Origin of the sequence: Streptomyces sp. NPDC060232 (assembly GCF_042726555.1) — a bacterium.
Classification (GTDB): Bacteria; Actinomycetota; Actinomycetes; order Streptomycetales; family Streptomycetaceae; genus Streptomyces.
Genome location: NZ_JBHXAG010000013.1, coordinates 17,723 through 33,513 on the forward strand (window position 1 = coordinate 17,723; position 15,791 = coordinate 33,513).

Annotated in this window: 18 protein-coding genes; 15 read left to right on the forward strand and 3 right to left on the reverse strand. The window is 70.8% G+C overall.

Features of this window, described 5'->3' with window-relative positions; translation table 11 throughout:
• Positions 1-73: 73 nt before the first annotated feature.
• Complete coding sequence (locus ACFWFZ_RS19845) at positions 74-1,024, reverse strand: aldo/keto reductase (RefSeq protein ID WP_387124002.1); 951 nt, start codon at positions 1,022-1,024, stop codon at positions 74-76.
• A gap of 276 nt (positions 1,025-1,300) precedes the next feature.
• Between ACFWFZ_RS19845 and ACFWFZ_RS19850 the strand changes: the two genes are divergently transcribed.
• The 3 genes from ACFWFZ_RS19850 (at position 1,301) to ACFWFZ_RS19860 (ending at position 3,053) form a co-directional block, all read left to right on the forward strand.
• A complete protein-coding gene (locus ACFWFZ_RS19850) occupies positions 1,301-1,717 on the forward strand; it encodes a hypothetical protein (RefSeq protein ID WP_387124004.1) in 417 nt (138 codons plus the stop codon).
• A 45-nt stretch (positions 1,718-1,762) separates the two neighbouring features.
• Complete coding sequence (locus ACFWFZ_RS19855; RefSeq protein ID WP_387124006.1) at positions 1,763-2,041, forward strand: GlsB/YeaQ/YmgE family stress response membrane protein; 279 nt, start codon at positions 1,763-1,765, stop codon at positions 2,039-2,041.
• 595 nt (positions 2,042-2,636) lie between these two features.
• A complete protein-coding gene (locus ACFWFZ_RS19860) occupies positions 2,637-3,053 on the forward strand; it encodes a TraR/DksA family transcriptional regulator (RefSeq protein WP_387124008.1) in 417 nt (138 codons plus the stop codon).
• Positions 3,054-3,397: 344 nt separating this feature from the next.
• Here ACFWFZ_RS19860 and ACFWFZ_RS19865 read toward each other — a convergent pair whose 3' ends face one another.
• The gene (locus ACFWFZ_RS19865) at positions 3,398-3,559 is read right to left on the reverse strand and encodes a hydrophobic protein (protein WP_387124278.1); all 162 of its coding nucleotides are present in this window, start codon (positions 3,557-3,559) and stop codon (positions 3,398-3,400) included.
• Positions 3,560-3,792: 233 nt separating this feature from the next.
• Here ACFWFZ_RS19865 and ACFWFZ_RS19870 point away from each other — a divergent pair, with 233 nt between their 5' ends.
• The 3 genes from ACFWFZ_RS19870 to ACFWFZ_RS19880 all read left to right on the forward strand — a co-directional run bounded on the left by ACFWFZ_RS19870 (position 3,793) and on the right by ACFWFZ_RS19880 (position 5,144).
• Complete coding sequence (locus ACFWFZ_RS19870; RefSeq protein WP_387124010.1) at positions 3,793-3,966, forward strand: CsbD family protein; 174 nt, start codon at positions 3,793-3,795, stop codon at positions 3,964-3,966.
• A gap of 251 nt (positions 3,967-4,217) precedes the next feature.
• Complete coding sequence (locus tag ACFWFZ_RS19875) at positions 4,218-4,667, forward strand: PRC-barrel domain-containing protein (protein ID WP_387124012.1); 450 nt, start codon at positions 4,218-4,220, stop codon at positions 4,665-4,667.
• A gap of 285 nt (positions 4,668-4,952) precedes the next feature.
• Positions 4,953-5,144, forward strand: coding sequence for a hypothetical protein (locus ACFWFZ_RS19880; protein ID WP_387124014.1), 192 nt, complete (start codon positions 4,953-4,955; stop codon positions 5,142-5,144).
• Positions 5,145-5,570: 426 nt separating this feature from the next.
• On the opposite strand, the gene ACFWFZ_RS19885 is transcribed toward ACFWFZ_RS19880, so the two are convergent.
• Complete coding sequence (locus ACFWFZ_RS19885) at positions 5,571-6,080, reverse strand: hypothetical protein (protein ID WP_387124016.1); 510 nt, start codon at positions 6,078-6,080, stop codon at positions 5,571-5,573.
• Between the two features lie 216 nt (positions 6,081-6,296).
• On the opposite strand from ACFWFZ_RS19885, the gene ACFWFZ_RS19890 reads away from it, so the two are divergent.
• The 9 genes from ACFWFZ_RS19890 to ACFWFZ_RS19930 all read left to right on the forward strand — a co-directional run bounded on the left by ACFWFZ_RS19890 (position 6,297) and on the right by ACFWFZ_RS19930 (position 15,775).
• Positions 6,297-6,782, forward strand: a complete 486-nt coding sequence (locus ACFWFZ_RS19890) for a DUF2975 domain-containing protein (RefSeq protein ID WP_387124018.1) — start codon at positions 6,297-6,299, stop codon at positions 6,780-6,782.
• The gene (locus ACFWFZ_RS19895) at positions 6,782-7,018 is read left to right on the forward strand and encodes a helix-turn-helix domain-containing protein (RefSeq protein WP_387124020.1); all 237 of its coding nucleotides are present in this window, start codon (positions 6,782-6,784) and stop codon (positions 7,016-7,018) included. Before ACFWFZ_RS19890 ends, ACFWFZ_RS19895 begins: the two co-directional genes overlap by 1 nt.
• Before the next feature lie 329 nt (positions 7,019-7,347).
• Positions 7,348-7,668, forward strand: a complete 321-nt coding sequence (locus ACFWFZ_RS19900) for a hypothetical protein (protein WP_387124022.1) — start codon at positions 7,348-7,350, stop codon at positions 7,666-7,668.
• Between the two features lie 1,849 nt (positions 7,669-9,517).
• On the forward strand, positions 9,518-9,685 hold the full coding sequence (locus ACFWFZ_RS19905) for a hypothetical protein (RefSeq protein ID WP_387124024.1): 168 nt from the start codon (positions 9,518-9,520) through the stop codon (positions 9,683-9,685).
• Positions 9,686-9,761: 76 nt separating this feature from the next.
• Positions 9,762-10,580 (forward strand): hypothetical protein, encoded by an 819-nt coding sequence (locus tag ACFWFZ_RS19910; protein ID WP_387124025.1) that lies wholly within the window; start codon positions 9,762-9,764, stop codon positions 10,578-10,580.
• Between the two features lie 552 nt (positions 10,581-11,132).
• Entirely contained in the window at positions 11,133-11,573 is a 441-nt protein-coding gene (locus ACFWFZ_RS19915) for a hypothetical protein (RefSeq protein ID WP_387124027.1), read from the forward strand.
• Between the two features lie 107 nt (positions 11,574-11,680).
• Positions 11,681-12,292 (forward strand): hypothetical protein, encoded by a 612-nt coding sequence (locus ACFWFZ_RS19920; RefSeq protein WP_387124029.1) that lies wholly within the window; start codon positions 11,681-11,683, stop codon positions 12,290-12,292.
• Positions 12,293-12,835: 543 nt separating this feature from the next.
• Complete coding sequence (locus tag ACFWFZ_RS19925) at positions 12,836-14,035, forward strand: CocE/NonD family hydrolase C-terminal non-catalytic domain-containing protein (RefSeq protein WP_387124031.1); 1,200 nt, start codon at positions 12,836-12,838, stop codon at positions 14,033-14,035.
• Between the two features lie 105 nt (positions 14,036-14,140).
• On the forward strand, positions 14,141-15,775 hold the full coding sequence (locus ACFWFZ_RS19930; protein WP_387124032.1) for a N,N-dimethylformamidase beta subunit family domain-containing protein: 1,635 nt from the start codon (positions 14,141-14,143) through the stop codon (positions 15,773-15,775).
• Positions 15,776-15,791 lie beyond the last annotated feature (16 nt).

Consider the following 15,791-nt stretch of genomic DNA (forward strand, 5'->3'; position numbering starts at 1 on the left):
CCTGCGCGACGAGCCCTGCTCCTCCCCCCTGCGGGGCATGGGGAGCGCTCGTCGTCGTCTGCGTTCGGGGCCTCTACGCGGGGACGCCCGGTGCGATCGCGTCGATCTCGGCGAGCAGGTCCGCGTCCAGCGGGCGTTCACCGGCGGCCGCGTTCGCGCGTACCTGCTCGGCGGAGGTGGCGCCGGCGATGACGGAGGCGCAGCCGGGCTGGGCGCAGAGCCAGCCGATGGCGAGTTCGAGGACGGTGCGGTCGTGCTTCTCGGCGAGGGCGGCCAGTGCCTCGACCACGTCAAGGCGCTCCTCGGTGAGGTAGGAGCTCCTGCCTTCGAGGCGGGAGCCGGCCGGGACAGGCGCGCCCCGGCGGATCTTCCCGGTCAGCAGGCCGTTGGCGAGCGGGTAGTACGGGAGTACGCCGACGCCGTAGTGCCGGGCCGCCGGGACCAGCTCGCGCTCGGCCGACCGCTCCAGCAGGGACCACTCGTTCTGCGCGGACACGAAGGGGACGGAGCCCGTCTCGCGGGCGACGTGCGCGGCTTCGGCGAGCTGCCAGCCGGTGAAGTTGGAGTGGCCGATGTAGCGGACCTTGCCCTCGGCGACGAGCTCGGTGAGAGCGGCCAGCGTCTCGGCGACGGGCGTGGCCGGGTCGTGGCTGTGCAGCTGGAGCAGGTCCACGTGGTCGGTTTCGAGGCGGCGCAGGGACTCCTCGACGGCCCGCCGGATGTAGGCGCGGCTGCCGCGGGAGCCGGCGGCGGGCCCGTACTGCATGTCGACGCCGTCGTAGCCGAACTTGGTGGCGAGGACGACCTGGTCGCGCCGGCCCTTCAGGGCCTGACCGAGGTACCGCTCGGAACCGCCCCCGCCGCCGTAGATGTCGGCGGTGTCGAGCAGGGTGACGCCCGCCTCCAGGGCGGCGTCGACGACGGCCCAGGTGGCCTGGGCGTCGAGCCGGCCGCCGAAGTTGTTGCAGCCGAGGCCGACGGCGGAGACCTGCAGGCCTGAACTGCCCAGCGGGAGATAGCGCATGTGTGTTCGTTCCTCCGACTCGACGGGTGCACGGTCAAGGGAGTCACGACGGAGTCACGCCCCCCACTGCATCCTGCCAGCCGGAACCGCCGCAGCGAGCCGATTTCCGAGCCGGCTCGGAGGGCTCGGGCATGGATCCCGGTGTTGCCTGCTGGCGGCGCGTACGCGGCGCAGACGCCCCGTCACATGGTGAACCCCCCGTTCCAAGCGGTCTTGCGGGGTACGCCGTGGCCTTGAAGCCGGGGCCGCGCATGACCGTGCCGACGTCAGCCCTACGTGAAGCGGCACCCTGGCCGCCCGACACCGCCTGGGCAACCCGGAGCACTCCAGCCCAAGAGCGAGGTCGGCGTCCGTGAGAAGTACCGGATCTGGTTCGTCCTCGCGTCCTTGGCCGGCATAGCCGTGCTGATCGTCGGCGGGGTCCTGTTGTGGGTCAACGTGAGCTGGACCATCGCGATGTACCCCTTGTGGATCGGAGTCCTGGTCGCCGCACCGGCCGCCCGGAGTCCCTTCTTCCGGCGGAGCATGGCGGACCGGCGCCTGTACCTGTACGGACACGGGCTGGTGGTGAACACGACCGGGCCGCCCCAGGCTTCGAAGGTGCCGAACCTCCTCGTCTCCCTGACCATGGCGGCCAGCCTCCGCAGCCGGTGGGCAAGAGGATCCAGACGTTTGGAAACCTCGAAACGGTGAAGACGAGCGTCAACACCGGCTCATTTCACGAGGTTGGAGAAGCGCATGGGCATCATTGCCTGGATCCTGATCGGACTGCTCGCGGGCTTCATCGCCAAGGCACTCATGCCGGGCAAGGACCCGGGCGGAGTCATCATCACGATGCTGATCGGCATCGCGGGCGGCCTGCTCGGCGGCTGGCTCGGAAAGGTCATCTTCGGCGTCGACTCCATCGACGGCTTCTTCGACCTCTCCACCTGGATCGCGGCCGTCGTCGGCTCCGTCATCCTTCTCGCCGTCTACCGCCTGGTCACCGGCAACAAGCACCATCACCGCCACGCCTGAGCGACGCCCCGGCTGCCCGCCGCAGTCGCACCGCTCACACGATGGGGCCACAGCCTGGAGGCTGTGGCCCCATCCTGGCGCCTGTCGGGGCGGTGACCTGCCGGGGCGCCGTCCCCGAGGACGTGGTCCCGGAGCCCGAGGACGACACAGTCTGGAGGGCGACCGGTTCACGGGGATCCGGCGCTGCCGCAGGCCCTCGCGGCGGGATCCGCCGTACGGATGCTGCCTGCACCCCTGGGCACCGCGCTCGGCGGACCGCTGGTGGCCGGCCCCGGGGCGGTGCGCAGAGGAACGCGGTGTCGGCCGTGATCGCGTCGAAGGCCCGGGCCAGTTCAACCGTCACGGGTCCGTACAGGACCGCCCAGCGGGGTTCACGCGCTCCGAGCACCCCCGACGGCCGAAGGCGCGAACGCGTTCAGGCGGCGATCTCGGCAGCGACACGCCATCCGCCTGCTGTGCGCGAGACGCCCGCGATGCCGACGATGGCCGAGTGCTCGTCCCAGGTCTGCCAGTGGGCGACCGCCATCGTGAGGTCGCCGGCGCGGGGCCGGGACGGTGCGGGGAATCAGGAGCCGCGAACCGGCGTTGTCGCAGCATGGGTGACGCATCCCGGCACGGCCATGACGAGCCCGACCCGTCCACCTTCTCGGCCGTGCGCGCACGCCTCGCGGCCGACCGCGCCGACACACTCGCGAGGGTAGCCGCGCTGAGCCGCGACTTCGACGGCATCGTCGCAGCCAACGCCCTGGTCGCGGTCGACGACGAGCACGACCCCGAGGGCGCAACCACCGCCTTCGAGCGTGCCCACGTGGCCGCCCTGATGACCCAGGCGCGCGAACACCTGGGAGAGCTGGACCAGGCATTGCAACGGCTCGAACGAGGCCAGTACGGACGGTGCGAAGGCTGCGGCGGCGCGATTGCGCCCGAACGCCTGGAGATCCGTCCAGCGGCCACCACCTGCGTCCGCTGCGCCCAGTCCGCCGCGCCGCCCCGGCCGCCCCACCGCACCTGACGCCGGCCGCTTTCCCGCCCGGTGCCCATGGGTCTGTGACGATCCATAGCGCGCTGAACGAACATGGGCTGGAAGGGCGCCAGCAGGGATCAGGCCGGGACGGAATCCGCTCGAAGTCCGTTGCCACAGCACCCCCGAAGGGCGTCTCGCGCTCAGGGGCGTCTCACCGGGGGCCTGCCGGCCGGTATCAGAGCCCTCGCCCGCCCGCACCCGGCGAAGTAGCCCGTCCGGCCACCGGCCGCCCGCGGGCGCCCCGCGCGCCGGCCGGGCGAGGACATGCCGGTGGCCCGGCCCCGCGGGCGGGGGTCGGGCCACCGGCGTGCAGTGGTACGGGCTCTGCGCAGCTACCAGCGGTACCAGCGGCCGCTACTGCCCTTCGGGCGGGCGACGAAGCCGATCAGCCACAGCACCAGCACCGCGATCGCGACCCACCAAAGGATCTTCACCGCGAAACCGGCACCGAACAGGAGCAGAACGAGCAGCAGAACAAGAAGCAGGGGAACCATAGTCATCAACCTCCGCAGCACCGAATGCCCGACGGTTCCCCGACCATGCACCCGATTCCTACCGGTTTCTCATCCGTCCCGGCGGGCAGCAGAACGCGCCGCCGCCATGTGAACGCCCCCGGCCGACACCGGGCGCGGCGCCGGGGACTGTCCACACGGCCGGGTTTGCGGGCGGCGATCGGGAGCAGGAGAGCGGTCACGACCAATCCGGTACAGCAACGAGGAGGTCCCCGATGTCGGGCACGGAGAAGAGCAAGGCCCACGCCGAGCAGGCGAAGGGCAAGGCCAAGGAGACCGCCGGTCGAGCCGTCGGCAACGAGCGCATGACCGCGGAGGGGCGGGCCGAGCAGGCCAAGGGCAAGACCCGTCACGCGAAGGAAGACGTGAAGGACGCCTTCCGCCGCTGACCGCGGTCCACAGTCGGCGGTTCGCGGTCCGCGCTCCGCCACCGACCCGTCGCATCGGCTGGGCCCCGACCCCTTCCCCCGGGTCGGGGCCCAGCCGTGTTTCTGCCGAGAACGACAGCGGTACGGGCGGCGACCCCGACCGCGAGACAGCGCGAGAGAGGGAGAACCGCGCCGCCGGCTCGGTGCTTCACCTCGGCTCGGCTGGGTAGCCGAGGGACGACAGAGCACGCGGCAGGGGTTGAGGAGCACCAGTGATCACGCAGGAGCAGATCGCGGCCATGGAAGGATGCACGGCGTTCACGGACCAGGGGCAGCGCCTGGGGCTCGTGGAGTACGTCCTGGTGGACGACACCACCGGCAGGCCCGAGTGGGTGCGCATCATCGATCGGGCGTCCGGCCTGGGTGGGGTGTTCGTCCCGTTGCGCGAGGCGGACCTGCAGGACGGGCGCCTGGTCGTCCCGTATCCGGTGACGACGATCGAGCATGCCCCCTGCGCGGCCCTGGACTGTGGAAGTGTCCTGTCCGTGTCGGAGGAAACGCAGCTCTACCGGCACTACGGCGTGCGTGACGCGCGCGACGAGGTGAATGCGGAAGGCCGGGCGGGCTGGGCGGTCATGGACCGGGCGCAGACCATTCGCCAGGGCACGACCGGACAGGAGCACGCGGTGTCCCGCCTGCAGCAGGTGCAACCGGGGCGGTGACCCGCGGAACCGATTCATGCTGGTGTGGCCGGAGCCCATGACGAGGGCGGTGGTACCCGCCCGGAGAGCCGCAGCGCCCCGTACCCGCCGGTGGCCAGGACCGCGCCGAAGCCGAGGACGAGCCGGGCACATGGTGGACAGCCCGGGTGGAGCCAGGGAGCCGCGGGGCGGTGGCGCCGATCGGATGAGACTCGCGGCCGCACCGCCGGATCAGGAACCGTCCGACGGTCCGGGGTCTCTAGCTTGGGCATGCCATTGCCCTTCCGCAGAGAAGAGAGGTGCAGCATGCGTTTCCTTCTGACCGCCCTTGCCGCCGGCGCCGTCGTGTTCGGTACCGCCGGTGTCGCGAGCGCCGACGTGACCGTGCACTACCATCCTCAGCCCTCGTTCACCCTGGTCTTCGGCGACTGGTCCCAGATCGCCGGGGACGACGTCTTCAACGCCGGCCACGACAACACCGTCGGTTCGAACAACTGACACCCTGACACCGCCCATGGCGCCCCGTTCCCCGTCGCCTTCCGCGCTGATGGCCCACGGCCCGTCCGCCATCGCTGCGCAGCAGGGCTGTCGGGGCCACGGGGCGCCCTGTGTTGTCTCGTCGGCGGGGGGCTTCGGCGCCCGACAGGCCGCCACCCGGCGCCGGTAGAGCCAGGCGTCCACCGCGTCCTGCTCCGGGTGGAGGGCGTAGCCGTAGGGGCGCCGAGCAGCAGGCGCGTGCCGTAGGCGTGGGGCGTGCGCGCGCTCGACGCGGTAGCCGTCGCCTCACTTCGGCCATGGCCACGACGTGCTCAGCGGATCGTCGCGATCACCGAGCGCCGCGCAGTCCCCGCCGGTGGGACCGGTCGAGCCGGAGGGCCGTGCCGTGCAGGGGCCGGTCTCCTCACCGGTGGGGGCAGGGGTGGGTCAGCGCTCCAGGTCGATGGTGAAGCGCCGCGTGCCCGTCCCGATCGTGTCTGCGTGGACCGAGCCCCGGGCCCGGTCGAACTTCCCGGTGCCGCCGGTGATCGCGTTGTCGAACGACGGCGGAGGGCCCGGGACGAGGTGGCCGAAGACCATTCCCTGGACGGCGAGCTGCCCGCCCGGAAGGACGTACGTCACGACGCACTCCTCCGCTCCGCCGTTGTCGACGCGGGTGGTGGTGCAGGTACCGCCGGTCTCGCCTACCTCCCGGCCGTCCTTGTCGAAGAGGATCGAGCGGAAGACGGTCCGGTCGCCCTGGGCGGGCGCGCCACCCGGGTTGACGGGGAAGCGCGACTGCTCGGCGAGCCGGCCGGTGAGGACGATGACCCGGTCCCGGTCCTTCGCGGGGGCGGGCTCGGTGTCCGCCGCGGCGGCGGACACGACGGGGGCGCAGGCGAGGAGGGCGCCCAGCGCGGTGGCAGTGCCGAGAGAGGCTGCTCTGATGGGGCGCATCACATGGCTCCTGAGGTTGACACTCGTGGACGGTCAGGCGACCTATTCATAGCCTCGGCTCTGTTGCCGCCCGGAGTGTCCCGGCGCGAACCACCAGCAGATCCGACCGATCGGACCAGTCGACGTCCTCGGGGCCCGCCGACCCTATCCGCCACCCCTTGCTCGACCTATCGAAATTCGATAGATTTCCATCGCCAGTCGATGGAAGGATGGCTCATGGGAAATCTGACCGTGCGTGCGCTGCGCGCCGTGCTCGCGGTGGTGCTCACCGGGACCGTGTGCGTACAGGCCTTGATGGTGTGGGCGTTGGGGAACGACCCGGAGGACGGGTCACTCCCGCTGACGCCACTGCGCGTGATCACGATCCTCGGCATGGTGTCGGCCCAGGTAGCCCTGGTCTGCGTGTGGCGGCTGGTGACGATGGTGCGACGCGGAACCGTGTTCTCGCACGCCGCCTTCCGGTACGTGGACAGGGTGATCTGGGCGATCGTGGCGGCGGCCGTGCTGTGGTTCGCGGTCACGGCCGTCAACGCCCCCGGCCAGCGGGAGGACCCGGGCGTCACCGTGATCATGGGCGGGATCGGCCTGGCCATCCTGGGAGTAGCGCTCATCGTGCTGGTGCTGCGGATGCTGCTCGCCCAGGCCGTCGCGCTGGACGGCGAAGCGGCGCAGATGCGGGCCGAGCTGGACGAGGTGATCTGATGCCCATCGCCGTCGACATCGACGTGATGCTGGCCAGGCGGAAGATGTCCGTGGGCGAGCTCGCGGACCGGGTGGGGATCACCCCGGCGAACCTGGCGGTACTCAAGAACGGCCGCGCCAAGGCAGTGCGCTTCGCGACGCTTGCCGCGCTCTGCGAGGTACTGGAGTGCCAGCCGGGCGACCTGCTCCGCTGGGAGGCCGAGGACGCCGCGGCGGCGGACGCGGCAGGGCTCTGAACAGCCGCCGGTGTCCGCCGCCCCCCGCATCCCGCCTGCCCGATGAGCACCGCCACGACGGACAGCGGTTCCAGCCACGCCGGGCGTCGCCCCGTTCCGGCCGCTGCCGCTGCCGCACACGACAACGCCGCCGCTTCCGTCAACTCGCCTCCGTTGCCGCCTGGGTGTACCTCGGGCGTGTCGGGCCGACAACTGGGCCGTGCGGGTGGTCATGTTCATTGCAGGAACGATCAGGCCCCGGATGGATGCCACCGGTGCGGTCGGGCTGTGGAACGTTGTCGCCACCTGCCCCGCCGGAGACACCGTCGGGCATGAGGAACGGAGAGACCATGAGCACACAGCTGCCTGCCGGCGTCGTCGCGATCACGCCTGACGGTGCGGAGTGTCCACCCAAGACGCTCGGCCTGTACCGGGACTACAACCGCAAGGGGCCCGGTTACGGAATCGGCGCCGGCTTTGACGTGGACCTGGCGCAGCTGCCGCTTCCCGATGGGGGCAGCATGGCCAAGAACGTCTCGGCGTGGTGGAACCGGACGGACAGCAACGCGATCCTGATCGGCCGGACCGAGCGTGTCCTCAAGGCCGGCGAAAAGCTCGAGGAGCCGTCGGACTCCAACGACACCGTGGTCAGGGTCACCTGGGAGAAGTAGGCCCGCCAGTCGGCATGTCTGCCGGCCCGCGAACGCCGCCAGCCGCCTTTCACCCGGCCTGGGGCGCCACCAGGCCCCTCTCAGGCGCCGTCACCGTCAGGGCCCGTCGGGGTCGGCCCAGTCATCGGTACCGGGATTTCCGAGGGAGAGGCACCACGGACATTCGTGGAGACCGCTCGCTTCACGCGGCGAAGGCAGGGAGAAACCCGCCCTGTATTCATCCTCACGCACCCGCGCCGAGCATATTTTCATCCGGGGCGAGGTGATGTCCCCAGCCCCGCCCCCTTGAGTGAAGCGGCGTACCACCCGCATCAGCGCCACCCTCACTGCGTTCCCGACCCGCGCCGATGCAGTCAGGACGCGGCGCAGGGCGGTCGGCCGCGGGCCGGGATCGGATCGGTCACCGTAAGGTGCCACGCTCGCGCAACCCTTCTCGTAAAAAATTCACATGACCCCACAAACTCCGACATCGTCGGCTGGTTGCGAAACGTCCCCTCCTCGATCGGCGGGGCGCAGGTGCCGACCCTGCCGCCAGGGAGGCGCTCCAGGGAAGGGTGGCAGCCCCTTGCGAATTTCGGACCGCAGATCTCCACGCAGATGATAATTCTTTTATTCTTACCGTTTCTCGAATTCACCCAGGCATGCAGAACGGAGATCTGTCGAACAGGAACTGGACAAGCCGCACCGCTTTGACGTGACCTCAATTTCGCGACGAAATCCAGCAATGTACAGATTGCCGGGGTTTGTTAGACGGCGGACAGCGGGTGGATTGCCGGGGTTTTTAAGGGATTCAGCGATATCCACCCCTCCTCCCGGGCGCCGGCATGACGAAGTCGTTCAGGGAGTGGAGTCAGCCGGCGGCCTTCAGGGAGGTCGACGTGGAGGCCTCCCGTGAAGAGTGGCCGACCGGCTCCATGCCTCCCCGGAGGGGATCCACACCCTGGCCGGCCGAGGCGTCGGCGGGCCCCTCCCCCCGTCGCACTGACGTCGAGGCTCGCCGGGAAGAGCGCCGGACAGCGTCCACATGGCAGGACAGAACGTGCTTGAAGCGCTGCTGGCGCCGCAGCTCAAGAGCGTCCACACGCCACAGGCGGCCAGTCCCTGATGCCGTCAATGCGGTGCAACCTGTGCCCAGCACGGTCGAGATCAGCACGATCCACAGGAAAACACTCCCCATAGCCAGTCCTTTCGAAGGCTGACGGTTCCAAGGCCCACACGATCGGAGCCCCGCGATTGCCGGGCATAACGCAGAGGCATATGCAGAGTTGCGCCCCCGCCCCTGATTGCAGCCATGCGCAGCAATCTGCCGGCCTTGGCATCTGAGCGTTTTTGATGATGGTCGGTCGATGTCCGGGTGGCCCGGGCGAGGTGGACGACAGCCGCCTCAGCAGCCTCCAGGGCCAAGAATCGCGCTCACTCGGAGGCGCGCGGCCGCCTGACACGAGCCGAGCGGAGCCGGTGGAATCGGCGGGAGGGCTCGGCAGTGAATGCCGGCGAACGGGAGATCAGGGGCGCGGGGACGACGCATCCGGGTCCGCTTCGGCCCAGTGCCCGGCGACTCCTTGAACGGCAGCGCGACAGGGGCACAACCGCTTGCCCTGCCGTATTTGCAGAAACGATAAGCGGCAGGGAACACCCATTCATCCGCAACCACCACCCGATTGGCCCATAGCCTGACCAACATCAACGGCGTTTACGGCATATGACAAAAGCAAAGCTCCCCATCTCGTTCCGCGGACCTGCGGAAAGAGACGGACAGGGAAGCAGCTCCCAGGCCGGGCCCACTCAGATCGGAAAGTGGACTTTCACTCCGCGTCCAACCGGCCGCAGCGAGACCAGGAACGCGACGTTGGAACAGGAGAGCCTGGCGGTCGACCTGAGTTACTCTTCCTCGATCTTTGAGGACTTCCTCCATACGATGAGCATGATCCAGATCGACTTTGACCGGCGGTCGGATAACATCGACCGCCCCACGATGCCCGGCGACCGGCGTGCAGGCGGCAGCCCCTGTGTATGAGCCGTACGGATTGCCGGACGTCCACGCCCCCCATCCCCCGCCGGGCGACACGGCCTTCTGGCGTCAGCCAGACCCTGTGCAGCGCCACTCCTCCGGGCAGCCGCTCGGCGGGCCCGGTGAGCCGGATCAGCCGTGGGATCCGGCGGAAGAACTCGCCATCCTCCTCCAGGAGAGCGCTGCGCCCCGGCAACCGGAGTCCCTCAGCCGCGTCGGCTTCGACACCGCGGCTGACACCGTCAGCGCCATGGGCCTCGTCGCCGGGCTGAGGCACACCCCCGTCGAGCGGTCGCCCCGGCAGGCCTCCAGAGGGCACCGCCGAAGCCCGTCGAAACCGCCGGTCGTGACCCTTCTGCGAACGGGCAGCCTGTTCACCGCCGTGCTGGTCGCCCTCATCGCCGCCGTGGTGAGCATCCTCAGCGGCTTGGCCATCTGCGAAACGCTGCGCCACAGCGCCGGACTCCATACGGGCCGCGGAGTGGTCACCTGGTGGCCCCTGCTGATCTACGGCCCCTGGATGGTCGCCTCCCTCTCCATCCTCAGATCCGCGCTGCACCAGCGTCGCGCCCTGCATTCCTGGTCCATCGTTCTGCTGTTCTCCACCTTGGCCACGCTTCTGTGCGTTGCCCAGGCACCCAGAACGATCGCTGCCGGAACCTCGTCCGCTCTTCCCGCCGTGGCCGCGTTGGCCTGCTTCCAGCAGCTGGTCCGCCAGATCACCCTCACACGGCCGCCGCGCCAGCCCGCGCCACGGCACCGGAACCCGCCCGCCCCCTCGCTCGGCCGAACGCCCCCCGGCGGGCGCGGCCCGGACGGCGTCCCTCCCGGCTACCTCATGGCAGGAAAGAGGGCCGCCCGCTCTGCGTCCGGCGATCACGGATTCAGGTACGGCGCATGACGGCCCCACGCGTGCGGCGGTGTCGGCTGCGACGCAGGTCAGAGCTGCGTTTCTCGGCCGGGGCAATGGGCTGCGGCTGCTGTGACGGGCGTGGTGGCACCGGGGTACCACCACAACGGTCGATGTCGTGCCGACGGCGCGGGCACGGCCTCGGGGTTCTTCGACTGCCTGCTCGACCGGAGTCGGTGGGCCCCCGAGGTAGGGCCGAGCGTCCCGAGGGCGGCGACCGCCAAGGGCCAAGGCGGTAGCAGCCGCCAACTCCCTTGCCAACCCGGTCCTTCCCACACATCAAAGGGGCGTTCGCCTGCACCTTTGCAACGAAGATCGAAACCGATGGTCACGGGCCGCACGCAGACTCAGTCCGACGGTCTACCCGCCCGTGCCCACCGCGAGCCCGTCCGGGGCCGGCGCGCCGGGCAGAAGGCCACACCCCGCTGATCCGGAAGCACAACACGCTCCGGCGCCTCCCCTCCCCTCCCCTTCCTTTCCATCCCTTTCCATCCCTTCCTTTCCCTTCCCCTCCTGTCACGAGAGGTCAGCAACATGTACGAATTGAGCCACGCAGAGCGAGTCCAGTACAAGCGGCGCCAGGACGCCGCCTACCAGGCCGGCGAGGATGCTGTCACCAACCTTCAGGCGGCGCTCGCGCTCGCAGACCTGACCCTCCCCTCCTTGAGCAACGACGGGCCGGTGGCAGGCCACGGCTTCGTCCGGCTCGGAGGGTGCAACGCGGCCTTCGCCAACAAGCTCGCCGAAGTCATCGCCGCGGGTGCCGGCGTCCTGCCGTATCGACAGACGGCCAGCGCGGTGGAACAGCCTCGGGAACCGCTGCAGCGACAGCTCGCCGTCCACGGCGCCGAAGTCGACGGCTACCGGATCCTGCGCGCCGAAGTCCCGGCCGCACCGGACCCCATCGCCGCGTTCCTCCTTGCCGTGCGCGGCACCACCGAGCATCCAGCCTGCGTGGACCGAAGGGCGACGCGGGCCCACTGATACCCCGCCAGCGGACGGGCCCTGGCTCCGGCCAGCTGTGAACCACCGCGGACAACGCATACAGCGGCTCCGGTGTCCGCAGCCGTGTGGCGGGGTAAACGTGGGGCGTGGGACGCGAACGGCTGACCTTCGACGGCTGGATCGCCGCCGTCGGCACGGACTCCGGCACGCGCGTGGTCGTCGGCCACTGGCCGCGGTCGCCGTTCGGGCCGTTCAGTGACGTGATGCTGGAGCGCGCCGACGGCCGGCGCACGCTGATCGCCCCCACCACCCGCACGGCCGAGTACATCTCCGGCGTCTACCACTTCGACGAGGTCCGGACGGACCCGGTGAGCGTACGGATCCGTGAGAAGGCGTGGAACGTCACAGCCGGCCCTCTGGAACTGCGCTTCCTGGTCGGGCGTCAGGGAATCCTGGGCCTGGCTCTGCGGGCCGTCCCCCGGCCGCTCGCCCGACGGCCGTTGTGGGCGGCCGTGACCGACGGGCCTGCCCGCCTGATCACCGGCGTACGGACCCGGGGCAGCTCGCGCCCCGGATGCCGCCAGTGGTACGCGGCGGGCGGTCTGTGGCCGATCACCACCGCCCGGGCCTCCTTCGACGGGACCGACCTCGGCGCACTGGCTCGCGTCGACCCGCCCGTACGCTTCGGCTTCGCATCGGCCCCCGCGTCACCCGCACTGGTACGGGTGCTCTCCACCGTCGAACGCGCTGCTCCCTGACCGGCCGGAGCCCCATCATGGCGTTCAATTGAGAGTGACGACCGTGGTGCGGCCGAGGTCCGGGGGGTCGCGCGGGGGGAGCCGGGTGCCGGGGCGCTCCCGTTCGAGCACGCGACGGTCTCGTCCCGCCGTCCCGCCGTCCCGCCCCAGAGGGCCGGGGGTGTTGTGGGTGCGCTGGGGGCCGCGCGAGCTGTCGTAGTGGCCGAGGAGGAAGCCGTTCAGTCAGAGCGGGCCGGTCCCCCGTCCGGACAGGTCGATGAAGCCGTCGGCCGGCCCGTGCGCGTCGCCGCGCGGGCGGCGCTGCGGGCGAGCGGCGCACCGGGCAGACCGAGGGTGGAGAAGGTGTATTTCACGGAGTCGGCCCGCCTGTGCGGAATCGTTCATCTACGCCGCAGTACGCCATCTCGTGCTCCACCGTGACCGGTTGATGTTCGGAAACGACAAAGGGTCAGCCTAGAACGCCCGAGTGCGCTGCGGGAGTCCCTCTCCCCCGTTCTGCGGGACGACTGGGGCCGGATCAAGTCGATCACTCCCAGCACCTGGGTGGACGCGGTCGTCGCCCTGAGCACGTGGGGCGACCTGGCCGACAGCCTCTACCAGAACGACACCCGGCACCTGAAGGCCGTGCAGTCCCTGATCGACTTCACCGGCGGTCCGGAAGAGCGGAAGTTCGACGCGGCCACCCGGCAGGTCCTGGACGACTTCCGGGCCGGCCGCAACCTCGACGGCGTCGTGGCGTGGGGCAGGAAGCGTTCTCCGTCGTCGTACGTCGACGAGACGAACGCCCGCGGCATCCCCACGTTCATCTCGAACACCTGGCACGAGACGCTGTTCCCGGCCAACCAGGCCATCGCGCACTTCGGGCGGCTGACCGTGCCCAAGCGGCTCAACCTCTGGATCGGCGACCACGCCGCACCCGAGGGCGCCGGCCTCACCATCCCGTTCAGCGGGCCGAACCTGCCCGTCGAGGAGGCGTTCGCCTGGCTCGACCACCACGTGCTCGGGGCCGACAACGGCGTCGCCGCCTGGCCCGCGGTCAACAGCCAGATCATGTTCACGTACACGACCCGGAACGACTCGGAGACCGGGCAGAACGTCATCACCGAACCGGCGGTCCGCGAGCCCCGGCCGTCCTGGGCGGACGTCACCACCTCCACCGAGCGCTGGTACCTCACCGCCACCGGGGCGGGCCGGCAGGACGGCGGACTGGGCACCGCACCGGAAACGGGATGGAAGCTCGAATTCACCGCCGGCGAGCTCACGGCCGCCACCGCAGTGGACGCCGTCATCACGACCGGCCAGGCCGAGTGGAAGGGCAACCCGAAGCAGTACGCCACCGACGCCTTCGACCGCCGGCACCTCGCCGTATGGACCAGCGGCCCGCTCCGGACGGCCCGCCGTATCCGCGGCGTCCCCGAGCTCACCCTGACCGTCCGCAGCTCCGCCGACGCCACGACCCTGGTGGCCTACCTGTTCGACGTCGGCCCCGACGACACGGCCCGCATCATCACGCACGAGCCCGTCACCCTGCGGGACCTGTCCTCCGGCGAGAACCGCGACACCACCTGGAAGCTCCAGGCCGCCGGCTACGACATTGCCCCCGACCACCGGCTCATGCTGGTCGTGAACAGCCGCGACCAGCTCTACTCCGACGCGCACACCGATGCCGGCGCCGGCGGCAGCACCACCACGATCACCTCCACCGACGACTCGGCCGCCCACCTGGTAGTGCCTCTCGGGTAGCCCGCGCCCCGGCCCGCCGTCCCGGCCCCCGCCGACCGCACACCCCAGGTCAGCAGGGGTCGGGGGGGTGAAAGCGGACCGCGAAGGGTGACATAGCGTGCCCCCATGGATCAGGAGCACATAGCCGGGCCGGCCGGGGACGGCGACGGCGCGGGCAGGCGGCGGTTCCTCGCGATCGCCACGGGCGCCGCGACCGCCGCGGGACTCGGGGCGGTGGCCGGCTGCGCGAAGGGGGACGGCGGCGACGGCGGCGACCGCCGCGCGGACGGCAGGAACGGGGCCACGGCGCCGGACGGCAAGCAGTCGGCGGCAGGAGGCCACGGCTTCGACGTGAAGGCCGAGAACGCCCGCCCGGGCCATGCCGACTGGGCCGTGACGAAGGCCGGCCCGGCCCGGGCCGTCGAGGGCTTCGCCGACAAGGTCAGCGTCCTGGCGGGCGAGTCCTTCGGGCTGTACGTGTCGACGACCGCGCCCCGGTTCACGGTCTCGGCCTATCGGATGGGCTGGTACGGCGGCGCCCGCGCCCGGCTGGTGTGGCGTTCGGAGGCCCTGCCCGGGCTGCGGCAGCCGGAGCACACGGTCGACTCCGACACCCGGATGGTCCGCACCCGGTGGGCCCGCACCACCACGGTCGAGACGAAGGACTGGCCGGAGGGCAGCTACCTGCTGCGCCTCGACGCGCAGGGCGGCGAGGACGGCCAGCGTTTCGTGCCGGTCACCGTCCGGTCGGCGGCGACGGCCGGGCGTACGGTCGTGGTCAACGCGGTCGCCACCTGGCAGGCCTACAACCGCTGGGGCGGATACGGCAGTTACGACGGCCCCGACGGCGGCTACGCCTCGCGCTCCCTCTCCGTCTCCTTCGACCGGCCGTACGAGTACGACGACGGCGCGGGCCTGTTCCTGGTGTACGAGGCCCCTCTGATCGCCCTCGCCGAACGGCTCGGCATACCCCTCGCCTACGCGACCACCACGGACGTGGCGCGGGAGAAGAGGCTGCTGGAGGGAGCCGCGGCGGTGCTCTCGCTCGGGCACGACGAGTACTGGTCGCCGGAGCAGCGCGCCCACTTCACGGCCGCCCGCGACGCCGGCACCAACATCGCGATCCTGGGCGCGAACTGCTGCTTCCGCCGGATCCGGCTGGAGGCCTCCGAGCTGGGGCCGGACCGGACCCTGGTCTGCTACAAGTCCTCCTACGGCCAGGACCCGGGCTTCAGGCGGGGCCATCCCGCGACGGTGGACTTCCGCTCCGCTCCCGGTGCCGACCCCGAGAGCTCCCTGCTCGGTGTGCTCTACGACGGCTATCCGGTGGACGCCCCGTACGTGGTGACCAACCCCGGCCACTGGCTGTTCGAGGGCACCGGCGCGAAGGCGGGCGACCGCTTCGAGCACCTCGTGGGCGTGGAGTACGACAAGGTCAACACCGGTTTCACGACGCCCCGGCCGATCGAGATACTGGCCCACTCCCCCGTGGTGTGCGAGGGCCGCCCCAGCCACCAGGACACCGCCTACTACACGGTGCCGAGCGGGGCGGGTGTCTTCGCGACCGGCACGATGCGGTGGGTGGAGGCCCTGGACGCGACGGGCGACGGCCGCAGCGGACGCAACCACGGGCTCGACGCGCGGTCCGGGGCGCTGACCACCCGGGTGACGGAGAACCTCCTGCGGGTGTTCGCGGCGGGCCCGGCCGGCCGGTCGCATCCCGCGCAGGACAACGTCGATGCGGTGTACGGGAGTTCCTGACGCCGGCGTCGGGCGG

What these genes read in the sequence shown, in the direction of transcription:
- ACFWFZ_RS19845 (WP_387124002.1), bottom strand. Translation starts at nt 1,024, where the DNA reads ATGCGCTATCTCCCGCTGGGCAGTTCAGGCCTGCAGGTCTCCGCCGTC.
- ACFWFZ_RS19860 (WP_387124008.1), top strand. Translation starts at nt 2,637, where the DNA reads ATGGGTGACGCATCCCGGCACGGCCATGACGAGCCCGACCCGTCCACC.
- ACFWFZ_RS19885 (WP_387124016.1), bottom strand. Translation starts at nt 6,080, where the DNA reads ATGCGCCCCATCAGAGCAGCCTCTCTCGGCACTGCCACCGCGCTGGGC.
- ACFWFZ_RS19890 (WP_387124018.1), top strand. Translation starts at nt 6,297, where the DNA reads ATGGGAAATCTGACCGTGCGTGCGCTGCGCGCCGTGCTCGCGGTGGTG.
- ACFWFZ_RS19900 (WP_387124022.1), top strand. Translation starts at nt 7,348, where the DNA reads ATGAGCACACAGCTGCCTGCCGGCGTCGTCGCGATCACGCCTGACGGT.
- ACFWFZ_RS19880 (WP_387124014.1), top strand. Translation starts at nt 4,953, where the DNA reads ATGCGTTTCCTTCTGACCGCCCTTGCCGCCGGCGCCGTCGTGTTCGGT.
- ACFWFZ_RS19855 (WP_387124006.1), top strand. Translation starts at nt 1,763, where the DNA reads ATGGGCATCATTGCCTGGATCCTGATCGGACTGCTCGCGGGCTTCATC.
- ACFWFZ_RS19930 (WP_387124032.1), top strand. Translation starts at nt 14,141, where the DNA reads ATGGATCAGGAGCACATAGCCGGGCCGGCCGGGGACGGCGACGGCGCG.
- ACFWFZ_RS19895 (WP_387124020.1), top strand. Translation starts at nt 6,782, where the DNA reads ATGCCCATCGCCGTCGACATCGACGTGATGCTGGCCAGGCGGAAGATG.
- ACFWFZ_RS19865 (WP_387124278.1), bottom strand. Translation starts at nt 3,559, where the DNA reads ATGGTTCCCCTGCTTCTTGTTCTGCTGCTCGTTCTGCTCCTGTTCGGT.
- ACFWFZ_RS19870 (WP_387124010.1), top strand. Translation starts at nt 3,793, where the DNA reads ATGTCGGGCACGGAGAAGAGCAAGGCCCACGCCGAGCAGGCGAAGGGC.